At 59.3% G+C, this 23,140-nt stretch carries 17 protein-coding genes; 5 read left to right on the top strand and 12 right to left on the bottom strand.

All coding sequences use genetic code 11. The features are described from left to right. Window positions 1-17 precede the first annotated feature (17 nt). From CA51_RS22640 to CA51_RS22630, 3 genes are all read right to left on the bottom strand, one after another. A complete protein-coding gene (locus CA51_RS22640) occupies window positions 18-854 on the bottom strand; it encodes a hypothetical protein (protein WP_145123417.1) in 837 nt (278 codons plus the stop codon). A 164-nt stretch (window positions 855-1,018) separates the two neighbouring features. Further along, window positions 1,019-1,930 (bottom strand): dihydrodipicolinate synthase family protein, encoded by a 912-nt coding sequence (locus tag CA51_RS22635; protein WP_231745841.1) that lies wholly within the window; start codon window positions 1,928-1,930, stop codon window positions 1,019-1,021. 175 nt (window positions 1,931-2,105) lie between these two features. Continuing rightward, window positions 2,106-3,332, bottom strand: a complete 1,227-nt coding sequence (locus CA51_RS22630; RefSeq protein ID WP_145123415.1) for a peptidase associated/transthyretin-like domain-containing protein — start codon at window positions 3,330-3,332, stop codon at window positions 2,106-2,108. Between the two features lie 497 nt (window positions 3,333-3,829). On the opposite strand from CA51_RS22630, the gene CA51_RS22625 reads away from it, so the two are divergent. The 3 genes from CA51_RS22625 to CA51_RS22615 are packed head-to-tail and all read left to right on the top strand — an operon-like array spanning window position 3,830 to window position 6,173. After that, window positions 3,830-4,240 (top strand): TadE/TadG family type IV pilus assembly protein, encoded by a 411-nt coding sequence (locus tag CA51_RS22625; RefSeq protein ID WP_197451406.1) that lies wholly within the window; start codon window positions 3,830-3,832, stop codon window positions 4,238-4,240. A 20-nt stretch (window positions 4,241-4,260) separates the two neighbouring features. Then, window positions 4,261-5,382, top strand: a complete 1,122-nt coding sequence (locus tag CA51_RS22620; protein WP_231745840.1) for a vWA domain-containing protein — start codon at window positions 4,261-4,263, stop codon at window positions 5,380-5,382. Window positions 5,383-5,414: 32 nt separating this feature from the next. Continuing rightward, window positions 5,415-6,173 (top strand): TadE/TadG family type IV pilus assembly protein, encoded by a 759-nt coding sequence (locus CA51_RS22615; RefSeq protein WP_197451404.1) that lies wholly within the window; start codon window positions 5,415-5,417, stop codon window positions 6,171-6,173. Window positions 6,174-6,907: 734 nt separating this feature from the next. Here the strand turns inward: CA51_RS22615 and CA51_RS22610 are convergent. Continuing rightward, entirely contained in the window at window positions 6,908-7,786 is an 879-nt protein-coding gene (locus CA51_RS22610) for a hypothetical protein (protein ID WP_145123412.1), read from the bottom strand. Window positions 7,787-8,196: 410 nt separating this feature from the next. On the opposite strand from CA51_RS22610, the gene CA51_RS22605 reads away from it, so the two are divergent. Continuing rightward, the gene (locus tag CA51_RS22605; RefSeq protein WP_145123411.1) at window positions 8,197-8,622 is read left to right on the top strand and encodes a response regulator; all 426 of its coding nucleotides are present in this window, start codon (window positions 8,197-8,199) and stop codon (window positions 8,620-8,622) included. Window positions 8,623-8,821: 199 nt separating this feature from the next. After that, window positions 8,822-9,859, top strand: coding sequence for a tRNA dihydrouridine synthase DusB (gene dusB / locus CA51_RS22600; RefSeq protein WP_145123410.1), 1,038 nt, complete (start codon window positions 8,822-8,824; stop codon window positions 9,857-9,859). A 116-nt stretch (window positions 9,860-9,975) separates the two neighbouring features. On the opposite strand, the gene CA51_RS22595 is transcribed toward dusB, so the two are convergent. The 8 genes from CA51_RS22595 to CA51_RS22560 form a co-directional block, all read right to left on the bottom strand. Further along, entirely contained in the window at window positions 9,976-11,736 is a 1,761-nt protein-coding gene (locus CA51_RS22595; RefSeq protein WP_145123409.1) for an alanine/glycine:cation symporter family protein, read from the bottom strand. A gap of 199 nt (window positions 11,737-11,935) precedes the next feature. Next, window positions 11,936-12,934 carry a vWA domain-containing protein gene (locus tag CA51_RS22590; protein WP_145123408.1) on the bottom strand — a complete coding sequence of 333 codons (999 nt, stop codon included), beginning with the start codon at window positions 12,932-12,934 and terminating at the stop codon, window positions 11,936-11,938. Between the two features lie 21 nt (window positions 12,935-12,955). Next, window positions 12,956-14,113 carry a glycosyltransferase gene (locus CA51_RS22585; RefSeq protein WP_197451403.1) on the bottom strand — a complete coding sequence of 386 codons (1,158 nt, stop codon included), beginning with the start codon at window positions 14,111-14,113 and terminating at the stop codon, window positions 12,956-12,958. A gap of 101 nt (window positions 14,114-14,214) precedes the next feature. Next, complete coding sequence (locus CA51_RS22580) at window positions 14,215-15,738, bottom strand: sulfatase family protein (protein WP_145123406.1); 1,524 nt, start codon at window positions 15,736-15,738, stop codon at window positions 14,215-14,217. Between the two features lie 139 nt (window positions 15,739-15,877). Next, entirely contained in the window at window positions 15,878-17,143 is a 1,266-nt protein-coding gene (locus tag CA51_RS22575; RefSeq protein ID WP_197451402.1) for a response regulator, read from the bottom strand. A gap of 107 nt (window positions 17,144-17,250) precedes the next feature. Next, complete coding sequence (locus tag CA51_RS22570) at window positions 17,251-18,759, bottom strand: ATP-binding protein (RefSeq protein WP_145123404.1); 1,509 nt, start codon at window positions 18,757-18,759, stop codon at window positions 17,251-17,253. Then, entirely contained in the window at window positions 18,756-19,502 is a 747-nt protein-coding gene (locus CA51_RS22565; protein ID WP_145123403.1) for a hypothetical protein, read from the bottom strand. The genes CA51_RS22570 and CA51_RS22565 overlap by 4 nt, the downstream gene beginning before the upstream one ends. A 127-nt stretch (window positions 19,503-19,629) precedes the next feature. After that, window positions 19,630-23,052: a PAS domain S-box protein gene (locus CA51_RS22560; protein ID WP_145123402.1), complete on the bottom strand. Its 3,423-nt coding sequence runs from the start codon at window positions 23,050-23,052 to the stop codon at window positions 19,630-19,632. Window positions 23,053-23,140: the final 88 nt, after the last annotated feature.

Genomic DNA, 23,140 nt, shown 5'->3' with positions numbered 1-23,140 from the left:
TTCTATGCGGCGCGACCCTAATCGGCTCCCTGCTCGATCAATGCCGATTTAAACCGGCTCCAGAAGTCGGTTTGTTGGGCGTATTGTTCTGGAGGCGTTTCGTTTTTGAGATATTCGTAGTGGTCCAACCAGCCTTGAGCCACTTTCTGATAGGAGTAACCCGGTTTGGTCATCGGGTTGGTGAACTCGGGATCTCCCGGTTCGTAGTGGTGCGAGTAGGCTCCGTTGGCGTCGACGAAGAAGTTCGCACTTATCAACGGCATTTTCATCTGCAACTCATGCATCGCACGTTCGCCCCACGACATCCCGGCGGTCGTCTCTTCCCACGCCTGGACAACGTCTGGCGGTGTCGTGCTGTCGGGGAATCGGAAACCGTAGCCGCGTCCCGACTGGGTGAATCCATCGCGATTGATGTCGACCTGTGCCGCGCGGGGTAACAACAGGTTCAACGCACCCTCTTCGGTCAAGTTGTCGACGTGGATCGGATCGGCTAGTGCGTTGACCTCCTGCACTGTTTTCAGTTGCTCCTTCGAGAGCCCCTTCAAAAACGTTTTGGGGGCGACGTAGCCGCCGTCGCTGTAGGCACCTGCCAGCACTTCACCGTAGGCTTGCCGCAGAGAATCGGGCTGATCCGCGCTGGAGTATTGCCCGCTGCGATGGACGTCGAACCACGTCCCCCACGATTCGGTAATCTGATCGCTTGTGATCGGTTCCTCGCCGAGAGGTTCGGCCGATGCGTAGCCTTGGCGCCCCACCGATTCGAGGATCTGGCTGAAGAGATCTTGAACCTGATGGTCCTGCTGCAAGACTTGCGATCGTTGAGTCAGAAATGGATTTTCGGTTTCGACGCGCATCGTTTCCCCCCCGAGAAAAATCTATTCGTGCCGCGGTATCCGACGCTAGCGTGTGTCGACCGGTTCGATCGACACACATCCGCACTAGGGTCGGATCGGCAAAATCGGCACGCTATAAGCAGAGGGGAGCCGAAATTGCTGAAAAAAATTCAGTCGTTACCCGATCACTGAGCCAGGAAGCCGGAGTCGGCGAAGCCATCCAGCCAGGTCGCCACGCGTTGCCGATCGGCAGGCTTGAAGACGTCAAATGGTGCAGCTAGCAAACCGGAGCAGATGCCGCGGAGATCCAACGCGCACTTGAGCCCCTTCAGGTAAGACGATCCGTATTTGCCAAAACCGTACAGCGTCTGCAACTGGATCACGATCGGTTGCAGCCGGTCGATCGTCGCTTGGTCTTTGCGCTGCACTGCCGCGAACAGCTCGGTGAACAGCTTGGGAGCCAAGTTGGCACCACCGGCAACGCCACCGACAGCTCCCAATCCCATCGCTTCGACCAACAGGGCTTCGGGGCCGACCAAGACGGGCCAATCGGGACGACGAGCGGCGGCCAATTGGACAGCTTCGCCAAGGTATTTCAGGTCGCCGGAACTATCTTTGAGGCCAACGATGTTGGAGTGATCGATCAGCGCTTCGATCGTTGGCAGTTCGATAGCAATCTTGGTGCAGCTGGGCATGTTGTACAGCAACAGCGGCAGCGGCAAGGCATCGGCCAGTCGCTGGAACCAGCCGCGGAGTTCGGTCTGTCCGGCGGGGAAGTAGAACGGCGGCGCGGCGACTGCCGCGGCGGCTCCGCTGTCGGCGGCAACTCCGGCCAACTTCACCGCATCGACCAGCGAGGTGTCGGTGATCCCGACGTACATCGGAACGCGCCCGTCGATCAATCGGCCCGACTGGGCGATCATCTCGGCTCGAAGCGCGGCGCTGAGACTGGGGCCTTCGCCGGTTGTGCCGAGCACAAACAGCCCGTCGACTCCCGCATCGATTTGATGCTCGATCAACTGCTGCAGTCCGTCGCCATCAAGCGCGTCTTGGTTGGATAGTGGCGTAACTAATGGTGGGACGATGCCTTGAATCACGATGCCTTGCTCCGCAGCGAACAGGTAGGATTTCGTTCACCGAATGACCACGCTGGTCGCCACCAAAGGCTTGTCGGTTGTTGGCTTGGAGTCTATCGAATCTCTATAGACTTGCAAGTGCTGCCGACATTCGCAGGGTGCTGCTGGGCTGTTCGCCAGGCAACCCGGCGTCGCGTTATGGGAGGAATGGGCTCGTCACGACAGGCAGCCCGAAACCGCTGCCGCTGTTGCTGTCGTTTGCGAGGACAGCGGCTAGTCCAGCAAGGCCGGCGATCCCACCGAGTCCGCCGAAGCCACCACTTCCTCCACCGCCGCCGCCAAAGCCACCACCGTATCCGCCGCCGTAGCCTCCACCAAAGCCGGCATCGGCCGATGCGAATTCGTCTTCGGTCCCGATGCTTTCGTCTTCCACATCAAACTCCTCCTCCTGGCAACAGTCGCAGGAATCGACATGTTCGACGCAGGATTCGACGACGGTGATGACTGGGCTAGGACAGATTTCGCAGACCAGTGGCGGACAGCAGATGACGCTTTGTCCGTGTCGAATCTGCGTCGAAGCCTGTCGGAATAAAGCTCGGCTGGGCATTTGCGTAGTCCGCGCGGCGCTGATGACGGCGTCGAAACCGAACGATGCGAAGCCGGCCGCTCCGGACGCGATCAATCCATAAGAACCGGGCTTCAGTTCGGCGATGCGGAAGTGACCGTCGCTGTCGACTGTCGTTCGGGCGACGACCTTGCTGTTTTGAACTAGCATCACGTTTAAGCTGTCCAGGGATTGGGATTCTCCCGGATCGGTCGCAGGCAATCGCAATTGCCCCTCGAGATCGCCCGATGGCAAGAGTTCGACGCGGCGCAACGTCGGATCGTCGGCGACGTTACTTTTCACGCTAGCCAACTGATATCGGTGCTTGGTCGGCTGGGTTGTCACAACGGGGCCGTAGCTGCGGACCATCCGCTTCGACAGATTTTGGTCGGCGCCGGCCAGTGCGATTTGCAGATGGGATTGCGGCAGGGGCGAAAGCGAATCGACGCTAATCGGCGGCAGGACGTGGATGGTGTAGCTGGCCATTCCCTGTCGCCCGTACGCGACAAGTCCGTAGACGCCGACTTGCGGGTTGGCAATCGAGAAGTTTCCTTCGGCATCGGTTCGGGTGCAGACCCGTTGCTCGGGATCGGCAAGCGGAACGAGGATCACCTGCGTGTCGGAGGCGGCTTGAGACGCTTCGGCTTCGCCGATCGCAACCGTTCCGGTCAACGAGCCGCTGGCATCGAGAACCACCCAGTGCTGGGCGGGGAACTGTCCGTCGGTGGCCGAGAAACCGACGGCAAAACTCGACGGCGACGTGGTGAAAAACGCAGAGAACCCGACACACAGGGATAAGATAGGTAGGCATGATCGCACGATGATAGTCTCCTGGAATTTGTCGCTGGAAAGCGGCGGACCCAACTAGGAAAGCACTCGAAGGGACGTGTTTTTATGAACACTGTGTATTTAATTGCACTGAGCGTAGCGATGGCAGGAGTTGGTTGCAAGTAAATTGCAGCGATTTCCTAGCTGGGGGAGGCGTGGATAGCTGGCGAGACGGGGCGGATTAGGGCGAGCGGGTTTGCTGCTCGGAGGCCTATGAAAGCATTGTGTATCGTTAAGCAAAGGGTTTTCTCATAACCAATTCGATCGACACGAGCCGCGAGGTTTGAGGCTCGATCTTCGGGTTCCCGCAATCGATCGGCCGATCCAAGAGGCCACCTGAAGGCGGCTGACCTAGATTCCTGAAGCGACATCGGCTCGCCACGACGACGCGTCGGTTCTCGGCGCGCGATTCCCACGGCTCCATCGACATCGAATCGATGGAGAGGAATCTCTGTCTGCCCCTCAAATCAATGATGGTGAAACAAATCGTGAAACTGCCCTTTGGTAATCGGTCCCGCAAAGGTGTGGCGGCGGTCGAGATGGCAATCGTCGCTCCCACGATTCTTCTGATCGCGTTTGGCGTTCAGGAGGTTACCGCTGCGATTCATCTTCAACAGACGCTCACGATCTGCGCCTACGAAGCAGCTCGTGTCGCCCTGCAGCCCGATACGACCGAAGCGAACGTGAAGGCGACGTGCGACAAGATTTTGCTCGCTCGGCGCGTTGTCAACGCGTCGGTCAAAGTGACTCCCAGCGACTATCAGAATAAGGACTACGGGACCGAGATCACGGTCACCGTCAGCGCCGATTTGGAGGGGAACAGTTTGGGGCCGTTGTTGGTGTTATCCAACCGCAGCGTCGTTGGCGAAGTCACGGTGATGAAGGAGCACGGAACATGATCCAGCAGCGAAATAGAAATTTGCAGCTCACGAGAGCGGCCGGTTTGCGGCGTCGAGGGAGCGTGTTGGTGTTGATGAGCATCGTGTTGCCGATGATGTTCATCCTCGCCGCGTTTGCGATCAACACCGCCAGCATCGAACTGCGGCGCACCGAACTCGCAATCGTCAGCGATGTTGCCGCCCGAGCTGGTGGCCGCGAGTTGACGATGTCGCAGAGCGAAGAGGCGGCGCGGCAGCGAGCGAAACAGTTGGCGCTGCGGAACAAAGTCGGCAACATGCCGTTGACTCTGCAGGACAGCGACATCGAATTTGGCACCGCCACGCGGTATGGAACCGCTCGTTATGATTTCATCCTCGGGACCGCGAGTCCCAATTCGGTACGGATCTTTGCGCGACGCAACGGCAAGTCGGCCGACGGTCCGATCTCGTTGCCAATGCCTGGAATCTTGGGACGCAACACGATCGAAACCGAACAGCACGCGATCTCGACTCAGGTCCAGGTCGACATCGCGTTGGTGATCGATCGATCCGGTTCGATGGCCTACGCATCGGACGAACCCGCGGTCTATCCTCCCGCTCCGAGTTCGGCTCCCGTCGACTGGGACTTCTGCCACCCCGCCCCGCCCAACTCGCGATGGCGCGACATGGTGGCGGCAGTCGACGTGTTTGCGAAAGAGATCACCAACTCACCTACCGACGAACGAGTCGCCGTCGTCACCTACAACGAATCGGCTGACCTCGACCAGCCGCTGACCGCCGACTTTACGAAGATCGGCAGCACCCTGGACGTCTACACTCAATCGCTGTGCGCCGGCGGGACAAATATCGGTGGCGGGATCGTCAAAGGAGTCGACGCGTTGGTCAACCGGATCGAAGCTCGCAACGGTGCCAGCAAAGTGATCGTCGTCTTGACCGATGGGATCCACAACGAAGGAACCAATCCTGTTTACGCCGCCAAGCAGGCGAGCAAGTGGGGAGCGATGATCTTCAGCGTGACCTTCTCCGACGAAGCCGACCAGAACCGCATGAAACAGGTTGCCGAAAAGGGATACGGCAAACACTTTCATGCTCAGAACGGTGACGAATTAAAAGTCGTCTTTTCCGAGATTGCGAAACGCATGCCGACGCTTCTGACAAAATAATCGACCAACCTTCTGTTGACCTGTTTAACGAAATGAAGAATAGAAACCAAGAGTTCCGGCGGCAAAGCAGATCGACTGATCGCCAGCTGCCGTTCACTAGCCGCGCCGGCGCGTACGTTGTCGAATGCGCGGTGATCTTGCCGATCCTGTTGATGCTGATCTTAGGCTCGATCGAATTTGTGCGGATCTCGAACATCCGCCACGCCCTCGATTCGGCTTCTTATGAAGCGTGCCGGAGAGTGATCGTGCCAGGGGCGTCGACGGCGGAAGCAACGGAGCGAGCGAACGAGATCTTGAATCGCTACGGGCTGTCGGTTGCGAAGATTCAAGTCACCCCGAATCAGATTCTCGAGAGCACTCCGGAGGTCACTGTCGCGATCACCGCAGCGGCCTCGGAGAACGCATGGTATCTGACCAAATATACCGGCGGCAGCGCGCTTTCGGCTGAGACCTCGCTGTTGACCGAACGGGCGGCAACCGTTCTCGCGTCGGCGATCGCAACTCCGCCACCGCCCCCCAAGCCAACCCCAACACCGACTCCCACCCCGGAACCGGAGCCTGAGCCGGAACCAGAACCCGAGCCGGAACCCGAGCCGGAACCCGAGCCGGAGCCTGAGCCTGAGCCTGAGCCTGAGCCTGAGCCTGAGCCTGAGCCTGAGCCTGAGCCTGAGCCTGAGCCGGAACCTGAGCCGGAACCCGAGCCGGAACCCGAGCCGGAACCCGAGCCGGAACCCGAGCCGGAACCTGAGCCAGATCCCACGCCTCCACCACCCCCCAAACCGAAGCTCTAGTCGCTTTCCGCGTCGGTGGGCGTCGGAAGAGGCGTGGAGAGTGGTCCCTCGTTCAGCACGCTCTGCTGGAGAATTCCACGCAGATCACTGTTGGAATCTGGGGCTTATTGGTAACCCGACGCGTGAGCGAGTGTCTGTGTGAAGCTCTCGCATACGCGTCGGGTTACCGTTTGCTCTGACGCTCCAATGCGGAGAAGGGGATTTGTCCCGCTGGAGAATACCGCTGGTTTCCAAGGCTTGCGGTAACTCGGACTCGCTCTCCCCCTGGCCGATACTCTGGCGGGGGGCCCGATAAAGATGTACGGGAAATAAGTTTTTTCCGAGGCGTGGCTGTCGGTGATGCGGGAAATGCTCGGCGGACAGACTTCTCCAGACCAAAGCTCCTTGGGTTCCGGTGCGATGAAAACGCATCGTCGTCGTAACTCATTGTCAGGAGACGACTTGTGTGGCGCCGGTGCGAGCTGTTTGAGGTTGCTAGCAGAGCTTCTTCGCTGGCCTCTCGTAGCCAGATGAGGGATAGGAATTGGACGGTCGTCGCACGGCGCGATGGAGAAAGATCGGACTATTTCCGAAAGTTGCTGCGGAGTGTGCGGTGGTTTTACGCGTATCCAATCGGGACCAGCTTGGAGATAACAGCCGCTGCCACTTGTTGGATTGCGACCGACTTCCTCGCTGGTTCTACTCCTTTATTTGTTCGCGCTCCACGTTTGCGGTGCCGGGTGGGTTCATTATCCCTAGCGCCGCAAACGTCGGGCGAATTCAGGGGCGCGAACGGCTTCGAAGTCCGGCAGCAGGTCGGCGGTGGCGAGGTTTGGCGCCAGCAATTGCGTCAGCACGCTGTCGGTTTGTTCCGCCGAATGTTTCAGGCGATGTAGCCACAACGACTGCAGCGTGCCGAGCGAATCGAACATATCGGGTCGAATGCAGACCAAGACCGCATCGCTGATCTTGCCGTTTTCATCGGGGTTGGCTGCGGTTGCGTGCATCTGACGCAGCAAGCTGCTGCGAAGCGTTGCTGTCAATAAACGGCGATGGGTTTGGCGAACTGCTCCCGCCTGGTCGGCAGCTTCATCGGCAAACTCGAGCGTTCGTTCCAGCACGGTCCCATAGCGGGCGGCGTCGGGATTGACCGCGGCAATCTGTGCAACCAGGACGTCGGTCCAGCGTTCGACCGATTTTCGCAACTGATTCAGCCGAGCCGTCGTTTGGCTGGATCCGCCACGCTGAGCGACCATCAGCCCCAGCACCCGGTTCCGCGCCTCTAAGTGACTGATGTGGACGCTGTGCACCACAGGATAGATCTCCGGTTCGGCGTGCTTTGCGTCCAATCCGTGCCCCAACGCCGCGTAGACTCGCGTCAGGATCTCGCTGACCAGGATCTCCTCGAGCGTCGGCAGGTGCTGTTCCCACCAGGCTTGCAAGCCGATCCGGTCGCCGGATCGATCGAGCTGGCGATGCATCGCCAGGGTCTGATGCCAACGGGTCGAGCGATTCCGCGACACGACCCAGTAGTCTTGCAGGGCGGCGGGGGGAATCGAAGCTCCATCGGCCAGCAAACTCGGGCCGTGAAGAGCGAGAGAGGAAGCCAGTTCGGCCAGCATTGCAGCGTGCATGAGGTGGATTACTTCGGCGGGGGGCGAAATGGAATTGGGAGAGGCCCGAGGGCTGTTGCGACATCAAGCAAAGCAGAATTTATGCCAACGGGCCCGGCAACGCGGCGGCGATCGAGCGTTGGATCGGGAAAACGTTAGGTAAACGCAATGCTTGGGCGGTCGCCACGCCCCGTCGCACGGCGGTTGATGAGGCGAATAATCAACGCCACAGCGAATCGGATGTCGCCGATTTGCAACGGCGGGGATCGCCGTAGGTTCTTTTCAACTTTCCCTGCCGATGCGATTTTGCAACGTATACTCGCGATGAACAGATCGGTGGATCAGGTGAGATCCGCGATCGGGCAACGGCGATTGCTGTGCCGACTTCCATTATTCGTAGGGCAGATTCGAGACCGGATCTGAATTGTTTGATGATCGATAGCACTGGCGGGGATTCCGATCCCAATCCGCAAACCGTGCCGACGATTCTGATCGCCGATGACGACCGCGAGCTGGTCGCCGCATTGTCGCGGCGGATCATGCATCTTGGCTTCCGCGTAACGATCGCTCACGATGCGATCTCGGCACTGGTGCTGATCAAACGCGATCGCCCCGACATGATCGTTCTCGATATCCATATGCCCGCGGGCAACGGCATGTGCGTGCTAGAAATGATCCGCAGCGAATGGACTTGGTCGGACATTCCGGTGGTGATCGTCAGCGGCGGCGCAACGCCTTCGATGATCCAACGGGTCCGCGACGACAACGCCCACTTTGTCCCCAAATCGACCGGAATGTGGCCCAGCCTGCAACGCCACATCACCCAAACGCTGACTCCCTTCTGCATCGGGACCTAGCCGCCGCGTCGCTGCAATTCTTTTCCGCAGCGACCGATCGCATCGAAATCGATCGGCGAGCCCGTTCCGATTTGCTGAGCCTCCGTTTTCAGGCGGCTGTGCGGCGGGCGTCACTTGTTGAAACGCGGCTCGGCTTGATAAGCTGAGTAGCTCGCGTAACGGACAAGTCTCGACCCTCTGGCTCGGCAAATTCTTCAGCATGACATCGACTCCCCCACCTCTTTGGATCGGTTCTATCAAAGTCGATCCGCCGATTCTTCAGGCGCCGATGGCTGGGTTCACGAACTACGCGTTCCGGCAGATCGTCCGCGAATATGGCGGCGTCGGTTTGCACGCGACCGAGATGGTCAACGCCCGCGGTTTTGTCTGGCTCGATGAAAACGAAGCCGAACATCCCGATCGACTGTGGGGCGTCCGCGAGGAAGCTCGCCCGCTGGCGGTTCAGATCTGGGACAACCAGCCCGACGTGATGGCGAAGGTCGGCAAGCGGTTGGTCGACGATTACCAAGTCAGCGTCGTCGACATCAACTTCGGTTGCCCCGTGAAACAGGTGACCGAAAAAGCGCACAGCGGCAGCTATCTGCTGAAACATCCCAAGACGATGTACGAGATCATCAGCCGGTTGGTCGAGGCGTGCGCGCCGACCCCAGTGACCGCTAAGATTCGGCTGGGCTGCACGCGGAACAACGTCAATTGCGACGATGTTGCCAAGGTGGTCGAAGAGGCGGGAGCGGCGGCGCTGACGGTTCACGGCCGCACCGCTCAGGATTTCTTCAGCGGCAACGCCGACTGGGACCGGATCGCGGAGATCAAACAACATCTGCGTTCGATCCCGTTGATCGGCAACGGCGATCTCGACAGCGCCGACAAAGTTGTCGCGGCGTTTGAGAACTATGGAGTCGACGGCGTGATGATCGCCCGGGCTTCGCTGGGCCGACCGTGGTTGTTCGCTCAAGCTCACGCGGCGCTCCGCGGCGAACCGATTCCTGCCGAACCGACGTTGGAATTGCAGCGGCAATGCATGCTGCGTCACTACGACATGATCGTCGAGCGGTTTGGTGAAGCGAAGGGAACCGTCTTGATGCGCAAGTTTGCTTGCTGTTACGCACAAGGCAAGTTTGGGGCCCGGCACTTCCGAACCCATGTCGCTCGCGTCTCGAGCGCAAGCGAATTCTACCGCGTCGTCGAGGAATATTTCCCTCGCGATCTCGACGCCATCGAAGCAGCAGCTCAATAGCGACCGCCACTGTTTAGCGGTCGCCATCGAAGTGGCTGCCGAGGCTTTGGTCGCCGCGGCTGCTCTGTCGCTGGCCGCGGCTCGTGCGCCAGCGGCTGGAATCGGGCGGGGCTCGCTTAGAGGATCCTTTCCAGCGATCCGCAGCGATACTTCTGCCAGTACTTATCGAGAGCACGCTTAACGACACCGCTGAGCAGGAAGACGCCCAACAGGTTCGGCAGCGACATGCCAAGGATCATTAGATCGCTGAATTCCAGGATGTTGGTCGCCGTGACGATCGATCCGAGGAAGGTGAAGGAGACGAACAGCAGTTTGTAGATGACCGACGATCGCGTCCCAAACAGTCCGACCCAACATCGCTCGCCGTAATACGACCACGAGATGCAGGTCGAGAAGGCGAACAGCACGACTGCGGCAAACAGGATGTAGCCGAACCAATGGAATCCGCTGCTGCGGAAGGCGACCAAGGTCATCCCGGCCCCTTCTTTGTGCTCGACCATATGCGCCAGTTTTGCCCGTGCGGCGTCGACTTGCTCGTCGAGCGGTTGGTCGGGATCGACCGATCCCAAAACCGAAGCGACGACGGTTTCGGGGGAATGGGTTTCGACAAACGCGAACCTATCGGGCGAATCCGGGTCTTGAATGCGTGGGTTATAAGTTCCGCTGACGACCAAGACTAATGCTGTCACCATGCAGACGACCATCGTATCGATGAAGGGTTCCAACAACGCCACGATTCCTTCGCTGACAGGTTCGTTGGTCTTGGCGGCGGAGTGAGCGATCGCCGCCGAACCAACGCCCGCCTCGTTGCTGAAGGCCGCGCGTTGGATCCCAATCACCAACACTCCCATCGCTCCGCCCGCCAGCGGCGCGTAGGGTTCAAACGCGCTCGATACGATCAATGCAAATGCATCGGGGAGCGCCGAAACGTTTTGGAACAGGATCCACAGTGCCGCCGCGAAATAGGCGAAACACATCAAGGGGACGATCTTCGATGCCACGCGGCCGATCGATTGGATGCCGCCGATGATTACCACACCAACAGCCATTGCCATCACCAAGCCGTAGACCCAGGGATAGCTCTGCAAAAAGACGACATCCGTTTTGACCGCCGACAACGACTGGCTGACTTGGTAGGCGTTGCCGCCGCCGAAGCTGGCGCCGATGCAGAGGATCGCGAAGATCGTGCTCAAAAGCATCCCCAGCCAGCCGAGCCGCATTTCTGCCAAGCCAGCTTTCAGGTAACGCATCGGGCCGCCTAGCGTATGTCCGTCGGAGTCGTTCGTACGGTACAGCTGGCCCAACGTGCACTCGGCGAACTTCGTGCTCATTCCCAGAAAACCGACGATAAAGATCCAGAACGCCGCTCCGGGGCCACCCAGCCCGATCGCGACAGCGACGCCGCCGATGTTCCCCAGGCCGACCGTCGCGCTTAACGCCGTCGCAAGCGCCTGGAAATGCGAGACCTCGCCGACGTCGGCGGGATCGTCGTAATCGCCGCGTGTCAGCCGAATCGCGTGCCAGAATCCGCGGATGTTGATGAACATCATGCGGAGCGTCAGGAAGATTCCCGCGACCAACAGCCAAGCGACGACAAAGGGAACTCCCGTTCCAAAGTCGTAGAAGAACAACGTCGCCAACGGGCCGACTAGATGCTCACCGAACCAGGTGTCGATGGTGACCACCCAGGCCGCTTTCTTGCTTACAGGCGGATCGGTGGCCGGTTCAGCGGCGCTTGCCTCGGCGTCGACCTCCGTTGCGGTTGCGGCGGCAGGATCCGCAGGGAGATCGTCTTGCCCGATCACCATCCCGGTGAAACAGAGCATTAGCAATAGAGTCGTGATCGGCAGTCGTAAGCGAGAATAGGTGAGCGACATTCCGTCTAGCTCCTTCGTTGAAATGAGAACGCTGTGGAAGATGATCCGTGGTGGGCGAGGTGCGTCGGTCCGGGGCGCATTTGGGGAATGCTTCCGTATCGCAACCCGAACGGGTCAGCATAGGTTTGCTGGACGAGGTGCTATCGTATCGTAGGTGAAGCACAAAAAAACCCATGCGTCGGAATTAAGTTGGGCAAAACTAGCCATCCAGGGCTCCCACGTGCAGATAACGATATTGGCCTCCGTTGTCGGTTGCCAAGTTGCGTAGAAAGCTGTCTCGGGGCGGTTCCAGGTCGTCGCCGAACTCGATCGTGTGGATCGTCGTGCCGCTGCGCTGCGCACGGGCCTTGATCTCTTGCAATTGAGCACCGTTAAGGCGGGGGATTCGCGCATCGGTCAAAAAGAAGATCACATCGGGGCTCATCCGCAACGCCATCAGCAACGCATCCATGTGCCGCGTGCCGCCAAAAGCGGTCATCGCCCGAACGTATTGCTCGGCGCTTCGCTTGGTCTGTTCGTCGCCGTTGAGCAGACGGACGATCTGGCCGCGGGGGACAAATGGCCGCGGTTGGTTGTTGTAAAAGATAATCTGGAATTCTTGTTCGGGGCCGAGTGAATCGATGCTGCGAACCAATTGCATCTTGGCCGCCAGCAGCGGCCGGCCACCGAAACCGTTCATGCTTTCGGAGCGGTCGAAGACGTAGACGAACCGGCTGCCCGTCCCCGAGATCCCAAAGACTTCGGTCGTGTGCTGCGATCCGCTGGGACCAAGGTTCATGCCCGGTTTGCCCGCTGATGCCGCCGCGGCTTGCATCGCATCGGACTCTCCCGGATTGCCAGCCGGCAGAGGCGTGTCGAGCGCAGCGGCTAGCAGGCCGTCGAGATCTAGTGGCGGAGCGGCGTCGGCGGGGAGCGCAGCTTGAGAGCCTTGTGCGGCCGATGCGGCCTGCGACGCAGCGGCTTGTTCGGTCGCTTGAGATTGTTCCGCAGCCGTCTCGTATTCGGTTCGGTCGGGCATCCGGTGAACGATCGCAATTCCCACCGGCCGATCGGGCGCGTCCCCCGTTCCGTGAGAATCCTGCCCCATCATCAACGCTAGGCCGACCAAGACCACAATATGCAGCAGCGTCGACAGCATCCATCCCGGCAAGCGGCGATGAGTTGGCACAAAGTCATCGGGGCGATATGCGAGTGTCAACGGCCAGGCCTCCAGAATAGTTTATTCAATGACACTCAACATCACCTGTTCGATTCGCGGAACAACCGCCTCGATCGAATGCTTGTCGCAGACATGCTGCTTGGCTTGGATCGATTTCTCTTGCGCCGATTCGGGCTCTTCGGCAAATTGCAAAATCGCTGACGCTAGCGCCGCGCTATCCCCGGGAGCAACCAGGTCGCCGAAGGTGCGATCGCCAAACAATTCGGGCGACCCGCCGGCGGTGGTTGCGATCACCGGCACGCCCAGGGCCATCGATTCGAGCACGACGTTGGGCAAGCCTTCGTACAGCGACGGGACACAGGCAAGTTGGCACTGAGCAATGATCGGCACCGCGCTCGCTCGCTGGCCAACAAAATGGACCTGCCGATCGAGCTTCAATTCGCGGACTCGCGCGGTCAGCGCCGACCGCAGCGGCCCGTCGCCGACCATCCACAATTGCAAGCAATCGAAGACGGGATGATCGCGCAACGAATCGATCGCGTCGATCAAAAAACGGTGTCCCTTCTCTTCGGTCATTCGCCCGACACAGGCGATGTTGACATCGACCGGATCGATCGCCGGATCGCCGTTGGCCGATGCGGCTTCGTTGCGAATCGCCTGCAGATCGACGGGGCTGTGGATCGTTTGAAAACGCCGCCGGTCGATGCCGTAATAGCGAGCCGCGGCGTCGGCAACTGCCTGGCTGACCGTCACGATCGCGTCGGCGCGGCGATAGGATCTGCGCAACAACCAGCGTTTGACCGCCACAAAACGCGTCTCGGCCGCCGGTACGTCGCGATCCGGGGGGCTGACGATCGTGGCGACGCGTCCGCACTGCAGGCCGCGAGCTGCCGGAGAGGCGAGCATCGACATGTGAAACGTGCGGTCGTAAATCAGATCGATCTTGTTGGCGATGATCAGATCGCGGAGCGCCCGAACTTGCATTCGGTGGATCGCCCCGGGAACGCACAGCCGCGGGCTGCGGTGTTGATCCCAAAACGCAGTCACCGGCACGTCGTCGGGGATCTGGTCCAACAGGCTGCCCTGTCGGTAGCAGAGGAACAAATGCGGCGCAAACCGCTGCCGGTCGAGATGACGCAGCAGATGCAAGGTCTGTCGTTCGCTGCCGCCGCCGTCCATCGACCCGGCCATTAGCAATACATTGTACGGTCTTGCCATGGGTGGCCTGTCACCGATCATTGTTAACGCACACAATCGCCGACACCCGGCTTCCGCTGCGATGCGACCACGCTGTTGTCAGTCGTGGCCGCGGTTCCTGTTTATCGACTGGCACCATCGGATCGAATTTCGTCCAACATCGCCTTCATTTTAACCACCCGCTGTGGATCTTGATCCGCGAGATTTTTTTGTTCCCTCAAATCGGCACGTAGATTGTACAGTTGACCCTGGGGGGCGACACCCACCTCCGTGTTGGTGTTTTTGTTGACTGCCGGACCCTTGCCCGGTTCGATGTATTTCCAATCTCCCTGCCGCAGCGCCAGCGTGCGGGCGTGTTCGACCAAGTGGTCGCGTCCTTTGGGATCTTCGCCCAGCAAGGCATCGAGGATGTTGTGGCTGTCGGGACCGGCATCGGCAGCCAGCGTTTGCCCCGTCAGCGCGGCAAACGAATGCAGCAGATCGATCTGGCAGACCAAGGCGTCGCTGGTTTGATTCGCTTTGACTTTGGCGGGCCAACGCAACACAAACGGGACCCGCGTTCCGCCTTCAAAGTTGCTGTACTTGCCACCTCGAAACGGGCCGGCCGGGCGGTGATCCCCCAACTTCTCAACGGCTTCGTCTTTGTAGCCATCGTCGACAACCGGGCCGTTGTCGCTGGTAAACAGCACGATCGTGTTGTCGGCTAAGTTCAATCGATCCAGCGCCGCCAGGATCTCGCCGGTACACCAATCGGTCTGCGCGATCGCATCGCCGCGCGGGCCCATCGCCGTCGTGCCGACAAACCGCGGATGAGGGACTCGCGGAACATGGATGTCGTGCAGCGAGAAGAACAGAAAAAACGGATCGGCCTTATTTTCTTCGATATACGCGACAGCTTTCGATGTGATCCGATCGGCCATATCCTCATCGACCCAACGCGCCCGCTTGCCGCCGGACATATATCCGATCCGGCTGATCCCGTTGACGATCGTTCGATCGTGCCCATGGCTGGGGTGGATCTTTAAGAGTTCGGGATTTTCGGCTCCCGTCGGTTCGTCGCCGACCTTCTTTTTGAAACTAACTTCGATCGGGTCGTTTGGATCGAGATCGACGACGCGATGGTTTTCGACATAAACACAGGGGACGCGATCGCCGGTGGCGGGAATCAGGAAACAATAATCGAATCCGATCTCCAGCGGTCCCGGAGCGATCTTGCCGTTCCAATCGGCTCCTTCGTCGGGGCCCAGTCCCAGGTGCCACTTGCCGACGACGCCGGTCTTGTAGCCGGAATCCTGCAGCATCGAAGCGAGCGTGACGCGGCCGGGCTTGATGATCGCGGGAGCGTCGCCGCGTGCGATGCCCGTCCCTTTCAGACGCCAAGCGTATTGTCCGGTCAGCATCGCGTATCGCGACGGCGTGCAGGTCGCTGCGGGAGCATGGCCATCGGTAAATCGAATCCCTTCGGCGGCGATCCGGTCGATGTGCGGAGTCGCGACAGCCGTCGCGCCGTAACAACTAACGTCACCGTAACCAAGGTCGTCGGCGTAGATCACGACGATGTTGGGATGAGAGGTTGCACTGAGGGCAACGTTTGTTTGTGCGGCTAACAGACCGACCGCCAACCACGCGATGAAACACTTTGACATGCGACGCAACTCAACAGGACCAATGGAAACGAGCAAAATCCGCTCGTCTATTGTAGTTGGTTCCGATGCGGTCGGTAGTGTTCGCGATCGTTTCCAGGCGGAGGCTCGCCGGTGCCCCTCTGGTGGTGCGGTCCGCGGTTCAGGCCGACTCGAGTTCGCCCTGGGTCAATTTGGGGATGTAGGCGAGGCAGCGGGCGACCTCGTTTTGCAGGTCGTCGATCAGGTCATCGATCTGGTCGAGTTGATCCTGGCGGCCGGCTTGTTCGATGTCCGCGGCGATCGATTGAAGCGGATGGGCGGCGAGGATTCCTGCCATGCCCTTGAGCGTATGCGCTGCGTTGCCGGCGGCGGTTGCATTGCGTTGTCTGGCGTGCTGGACGATCTCATCGACGCGGGCAAGGCTGTCCGACTGGAATGACTCCAGCAGCGATTCGGCAAATCCAAGGTCTCCCATGCACCGCTCCATGAACTCTTGGCGAACAAAGGGGAGCGGAGCTTCGGGGGCGGGATCGGCGGCGATCGCGCGGGGCGGATTGCGCGGCGTGTTGGCGGGGAGCCACTGTTCGACAATCTCGGTCAGTTGATTGGGGTTGAAGGGTTTGGCGAGGTAGTCGTCCATGCCGGCGTCGATACATTTCTGCCGATCCCCTGTGAGTGCATTTGCGGTGACCGCGATGATCGGGCAGCGGCTGGTCAATCGCCCGTCGAGCTGGCGGGCGCGAATCTCGCGAGTCAGCGAGAAGCCATCCATGACCGGCATTTGGCAGTCCATTAAGATCAGGTCAAATGATTTGACACCGATCGCGTCGAGAGCTTCGACGCCATTTTCGGCGATGTCGCATTGCCAGTCGTTACTCACGAGCACCTCTTGGGCGAGCATCTGGTTGATCTGGTTGTCTTCGACCAGCAGGATCTTTGGTGTCATCGCGTTATCCTCTCGCGGCGCTGGAAGGGCGTTCGTCGATAGTGCGTTGGAAGTCGGATGGTCGGCCTGGACGTTCTCGATCACGGTTGCTTCGGCGGCTTGAGGGATCAGGATTGCAGCGATTTGCTGCGACGGTTGACGGGGCGTTTCGTTTGCTTCGCGGTACACGGCAAACACCTCTTGCGGTTTAACTTGGTCGCTGGATGGTGGATTGGAATGTTCCTGCGCCGTGGCAAGCATTCGTTGCAGATCGAGGAACTGAGTTTGAAGTGTTCGCACTGCCGGCTCGAAGACAAAGAAGACTTCGATCAGCACAGCCAGCATCGTCAGTGCAAAGATCGTTTCGATCAGCCCGATCGACGCTGCGGTGCCCCATGCAACCGCCGTTTGAGCGATCAGCGAGATGACAACGATTGCGCCGATCGAAATCAGGTACCTGTGCCGCAGGTCCGCGATCGGGTCGGGGGGCGTTTCATTCATGGGATCTGGATTTGGATGTGGCAACATTTTGGATCAGGTTGCTTCGTTCGAATCGCACTGGGTCGAACGGGCTGGCAATCTTTGGTGGATGGGATCTGGGACGCTAATTAGTGGTTGGAACCAACGAATTCACTCGGCAGCGATACCGCCGCTTCGGGAACAAAGGGAACCTGTGCCGGCGCCACGTGTCGCGGAGCCGGTTGGACCTCGAAGCTGGAAGGAGGCATCGCGGGGGAATCGAATTCGTTGGTGGCATCGTGGTCGCGGCGCAGGTTGACCGCGAACCAAAATCGCGAACCGAGGCCCTCGTGACTCTCCACGCCGATCTCGCCACCGATCGCGTGGACGATCGCCTTGCTGATCGATAACCCCAGTCCCGACCCGCCGTATTTGCGACGAATCGAGCTGTCGACTTGGGAGAACGATTGAAACAAGCGATCCATGCGATCGGCGGGAATTCCAATTCCGGTGTCTTCGATAGAAAACAGCAGCGTAACGCGGTCGTCGGAGATGTGTTGCCGTTCGGTGCGGAGCGTGATCTCGCCACGTTCGGTGAACTTCAATGCGTTGCCCAACAGATTGACGAGCACTTGACGCAGCCGGTGGCTGTCGCCCAGCAGGTGCAACGGTGTCGAGTCGTCCTGTCGACAGATCAGTTGGACGTCTCTTTCGTGCAGCCGCGGCGGCATTCCCGACATGACATCTTCGATCAATTGCTGCAGTTCAAATGGATGTTCTTCCAGTTCCAAATGTCCCGCTTCGATCTTCGAGAAATCGAGGATGTCGTTGATCAATCTCAGCAGCAACGCGCCACTGCTTTGGCAGGCGTTAACAAACCGTCGTTGCCGTTCGCTCAGCGGAGAATCGGCCAGCAGTTCGGTCATCCCGATGACGCCGTTAAGTGGCGTGCGAAGTTCGTGGCTCATGCTCGCGAGGAACTGCCCCTTCACGCAACTCGCCTCTTCGGCGACTTGGCGAGCTTGTTCCAATTGAACGGTGTGTAAAGCGAGAGCCCGCATTTCGCGAATGCTCTGCCGGATGGTAAACGCGAGGACCAAGTCTTCGAACAGGACCCAAGCGGCATGTTCCAGCCAACGCCAGTGCGATGCGGTCGCGACGCCGAAGATCGATTCGGGCCACCAGATGTCGCGAATTACGTGGTCGACGATGATGACCAGGGTTGCCGGCGCAAGGACCTTCCAATCGCGATAGGCAGCCAGAAACGCGAGCGACACAAAGATGTGAAAGTGCGTCTCGATCCGGCCGCCGGTGATGTGGATCAACAGGCTCGAGAAGAGGACTTGGCTGATCGCGATTACGTATCGCGTGATCGCATGGCCGGGCATCCGCCAAGCCAACGCGACGGGGAGGCTGGCCAACAGACCGCCCCCGAAGATCGCCATCAACAGATGCGGATGCATGCTGCTTTGGACGCCGTCCCATGTCCGCGGAGAAAACCAATAGGCCGCCGCGATTGCCACGACCCATTGCAGGACCATCAGGTAGGCGAACATGCGATCGGTTCGGCGGTAGATCGCCAAAGCGTGTAAATCAAACAGGTCCCGCTCAGCTTGGCTGGGGGCTGATTTTCGCGTCGATTCAATCGAGTCGATCATTCGCTAGTCTCCTTCGCCAACAACGCCGAACTCGCTACGATTTGTGGCCCGTTGGGGGAAAGTAATTTGCATCCGAAAGCGGGTGACGCAAGGCGAGGCGTTCGGCCGTCGGGAGCGTTGGATGCCAAGTCGACGTTGGACAGCAGCTTGGTTAACGAATCGCCACCGAGGCTCTCGCCAGCTTGTCCGCGCGCGATCGTGACGCCGCCGCAAAACAACCTGTGGCCGCTGGTGTCGAACAGCATTACGGTTCCGCTGGTGTTGACCCCAAAGCGATCGCATTCGATGCCATCGAGATCGGGAAGCAATGTTGAGTTGGGCAGTTGGACCGCCTGCCGGATCAGGCGACTTTCGGACCACCGCGAAATTTTGTCAGCTGGCATGCTGCCCACGATAAGTGTCTTGGGGGCCGCGGAGTTGTGGTGGTTGCTCGCCGCCGCCACAATTCTGTGCAGCTCTTCCACCGTCGCTTCGCTGCACGAGCACATCGGATGCAGAAACAGTACAAGCGTCGGGGCTTGAGCGTCTCGTGGCAGCGACGTGTCGGAAGGCCACGTGGCGACGTTCCGTTGGAGGTTGTTGTCGTTGACTCGCAGTCCGTATTCAGTCATCCAGTAGCAATAAACGCCGACGCACAGCAGCCAAGCGAGCGACGCCACAATCCAGATCCTGCGGATTCGAGGCGCGCTGTTCACGACGGACCGATCGGCGGCCAGATGGCTGTCGAGAGCGGATTTTGTCATCGGTCTGACTCCCCGTCGTGTGAGTTGTGCAAATGGAAAGGTGTAATGCGCGATCGATCGTCCGGCACCGCGTCGGAAACTTTCTTTAACGACTCGCCGCGTCGAAGCGACGAATTTTGAACTTGTGTCAATGCTGCAAGCTGGCGGTGTCGATGCTGGTCAACGCGCGATTGGGATCGACGATTTGTGGTATCCGTTCGAGTCGTTCGTTGCGGTTTGCATCGGGTGTCAGCGGTGCGGCTGGGAAGGGAGCATCGCTTGGAGTTTCCAACGCGGCTCGCTTGGATCGTTTTTCAGCGAGCTCTAACATGCTCTGCGTGACCGACGTCAGGTGTGCGGGGTTAAACGGTTTGGCGAGGTAGTCGTCCATCCCGGCGTGCAGGCAGCGTTCCCGATCGCCTTGGATCGCGTTGGCTGTCAGCGCGACGATCGATGGCGTATGCCGCAATCTTCCATCGGCTTCGCGGCGGCGGATCTCTTGGGTCGCGGTGAATCCGTCCATGATCGGCATTTGGCAATCCATCAAGATCACGCTGTAGGGATTGGATTCGAGCGCCGCCAGGACCTCTTCTCCGTTTTCGACGATATCGCAGTTCCAGCCGTTGCGAGCCAAGATTTCGCGAGCGAACAATTGGTTGGTGGCGTTGTCTTCCGCCAACAGGATCCGCGTCGTGGTGGTGTCGTCGCTTGTGAGTTGTTGTCCCGAGTCGGTGTCGGCGACGCAGACCTCACGTCGGTTTGGACCGCGGCAGAATTGATCGACCAACGCGTCGAGCAGATGCGATTGTCCGACCGGACGGGCCAAGCAGCGTTCGTAATGCGCCGGATCGATTGCCGCTTCACGCTCCGGTGATGCGATCACGAACATCGGCAGCGGTCTCCCCGTTTGCGATCGATGCGCTTCGAGCTGTTGAATCCATTGGCCGTTGTTCTCGCTGCAGAACGCTTCGTCGGCGATGATCAAATCGTAGTGGCGTTCGATCGCCGTGGCTCGCTGCATTTTTTGGACGGCGCGCTCGTTGGTCGAGGCGGTGTCGACGTGGATCTCCCAGTTGTGCAGGAACTGGACAAGGATCTCTTGGATCGCCGGTTGCGGTTCGAGCAGCAGGACGCGGAGGTTCGACAAGCGTCCCAACGACCAATCTTGCGTTAAATCGGGATCTTGTTCGCTGTGCCGGAACGTCACCGTAAACCAAAATCGCGATCCGACTCCCTCGCTGCTCTCGACTCCGATCTGGCCGCCCAATGCGTCGACGATCGCTTTGCTGATCGAAAGCCCCAGCCCCGATCCGCCATACTTGCGACTGATCGAACTGTCGACCTGCGAAAACGATTTGAACAACCTGTCGAGTCGGTCTTGGGGGATGCCGATCCCGGTGTCCTGAATCGAGAACCGGATCGTGGCCCGGTCGTCGGTCAAATGTTGCGGTTCGGCGCGCAATGTGATCTGCCCCTCGTCGGTGAACTTCATCGCATTGCCCAACAGATTTGTCAGCACTTGCCGCAGCCGATGGCTGTCGCCGATCAAGTTCAGCGTGGTCGGGCTGTCGAGCATGTACAACAATTCGACCTTCTTCTGCTCCGCCCGCAGGGGGATGCAGCCGACGACTTCGTCTAGCAATTGCAGGAGGTCGAACGGATGTTCATCCAGTTCCAAGCGGCCGGCTTCGACTTTGGTCAGGTCGAGAATATCGCTGATCAGTGTCAGCAACGCGTTGCCGCTGCTTTGGCATGCGGTCACGAAGCGTCGCTGCCGTTCGTCCAGCGTGGAGTCGGCCAACAGTTCAGTCATTCCGATCACGCCGTTGAGCGGAGTCCGTAGTTCGTGGCTCATGCTGGCCAAGAATTCGCTCTTGGCAATGCTTGCATCTTCGGCGGCTTTCTTGGCAGTCTGCAGTGCTTCTTCGGCCTGCTTTCGCTCGGTGATATCGCGGACCGAGACGGTCAGCAGATGCGACCCGCTCAGCCCCACCTCGGTTGTATTAAACTCCAACGGGAACTTGCTTCCGTCGCGACGCGTGCCGATGATCTCGCGCGTCTTGTTGTGTTCAGGAGGCAGCGGCCAGGTCATCAGCTTGCTCACGTTGGTGCCGATCAATTCTTTGTCGGTGAACCCGAAGATCCGTTCGACAGCCGAATTCACCATCCCGATCGTGCCGCACCGGTCGATCGTCAAGATCCCGTCGAAAGCGGAGTTTAAGATCGCGCGGGTCCTTTCGGACGATTCGCACAACGCTTTTTCAGCGTCCTTGCGGCGTTGGATATCCTCCACCACGCCGATCAAATGCGACGGATCGCCGCTGCTGTCGCGGACCAGCGATACCGTTGCGTTTACCCAGACCGGTGAGCCGTCTTTGCGGATGTAGCGTTTTTCAGTGGAAAACGAATCACGCTGCCCCGCGATCGCTTGCTCTACTAAGTTCAAGCATTTGCCGAGGTCGTCGGGGTGAGTCGCGTCTTGGAAGTAGCTGGCCAGCAGTTCTTGGCTGCTGTAGCCGAGGATTTTGCAGATCCCTTCGTTGACGCGAATCCACCGCCCGTCGAGCGCTACGTGGGCGATCCCCAAGGCGATCTTTTCGAATGTCATTCGGAAGTTGCTTTCGCTCGCCTGAAGCGTGTCGCGCTGGCGTTGAGCTTCGGTACAATCGATGCAAACACCGATGAACTTTTCGGGTTCTCCCTTGTCGTTGATGTGCTTCCCTAACACATGGACATAGTGGATCGATCCATCGCGATGAACGACGCAGTGTGTCGTGTCGTAATGAGTTCCGGTTGCGATGCATGCTTCGACCCGCCGGCGCACCTGTTCATGTTCGCTGGGATGTAAGGCATCGAGAAACGTTTGGTAACGGAGGTTGCTGGCGTCGGGATCGGTATCGAACAGTTGTCGCGTCTTGGCGTCCCAATCCAGTTGGTCTTCGGTGATGTTCCATTCCCAGACGCCCAGGTTGCCCGCTTCGATGGCGAAGTCCAGCTTCGTCATTCGGCGCTGCAGCTGCCGGACCAATTCGGCTTGGGACAACAGTGGACGCAGTTTTGGCATCAGGCAAGCCAAGGCGATCAGCGTGCAACAGGAGGCCAGTGTGGTCAGCGTCTCCAATGGTTGGGAGAGTCGATCGGCGGGCCACCATCCACGGCCGGTCTGCGCCAGGTGGCTGAGACCACTCACCAGCATGAAGCCGGCAAAGATCCACAGCGCGCTGGAGACCGGACAGTCTTTGCGGCACAGCAGGTAGAAACCGAGGGTGGCTGGAATCGCGAGATAGGCTAAGAAAATCGAGAAGTCGGAAACTCGAGAGCGTCCGACAATGTTTGACGAAGCGATGTTGGCTGTCGAATGGGCGACGAAATGGCAACCGCTCAAGGCGATCAAAGAATCGGGGAACAGCCCCGCGGCGCGCAATTCTCCCGCCATCGGCATCGCTGCCGTGGGGAGATCGAGATGCGATCGGTTGTGTTTTGCAGCAGCCCCGTCCGACGCAACTACGGCTGCAACGTTCGCTAGGAACGCGGCAGCTAGGCACATGATGCCTATGGTTTGTCTATTCATTACGTCATTTATTGTCTTAACGGCGAAAAATTATTGTCGACTCTGGGTCCAGCTTGCGCCATTGCAACCGACGCACAACAGACTGCCT

This window comes from Rosistilla oblonga (genome assembly GCF_007751715.1).
Taxonomy (GTDB): domain Bacteria; phylum Planctomycetota; class Planctomycetia; order Pirellulales; family Pirellulaceae; genus Rosistilla; species Rosistilla oblonga.
This window is presented reverse-complemented; position numbering and strand designations above follow the sequence as displayed.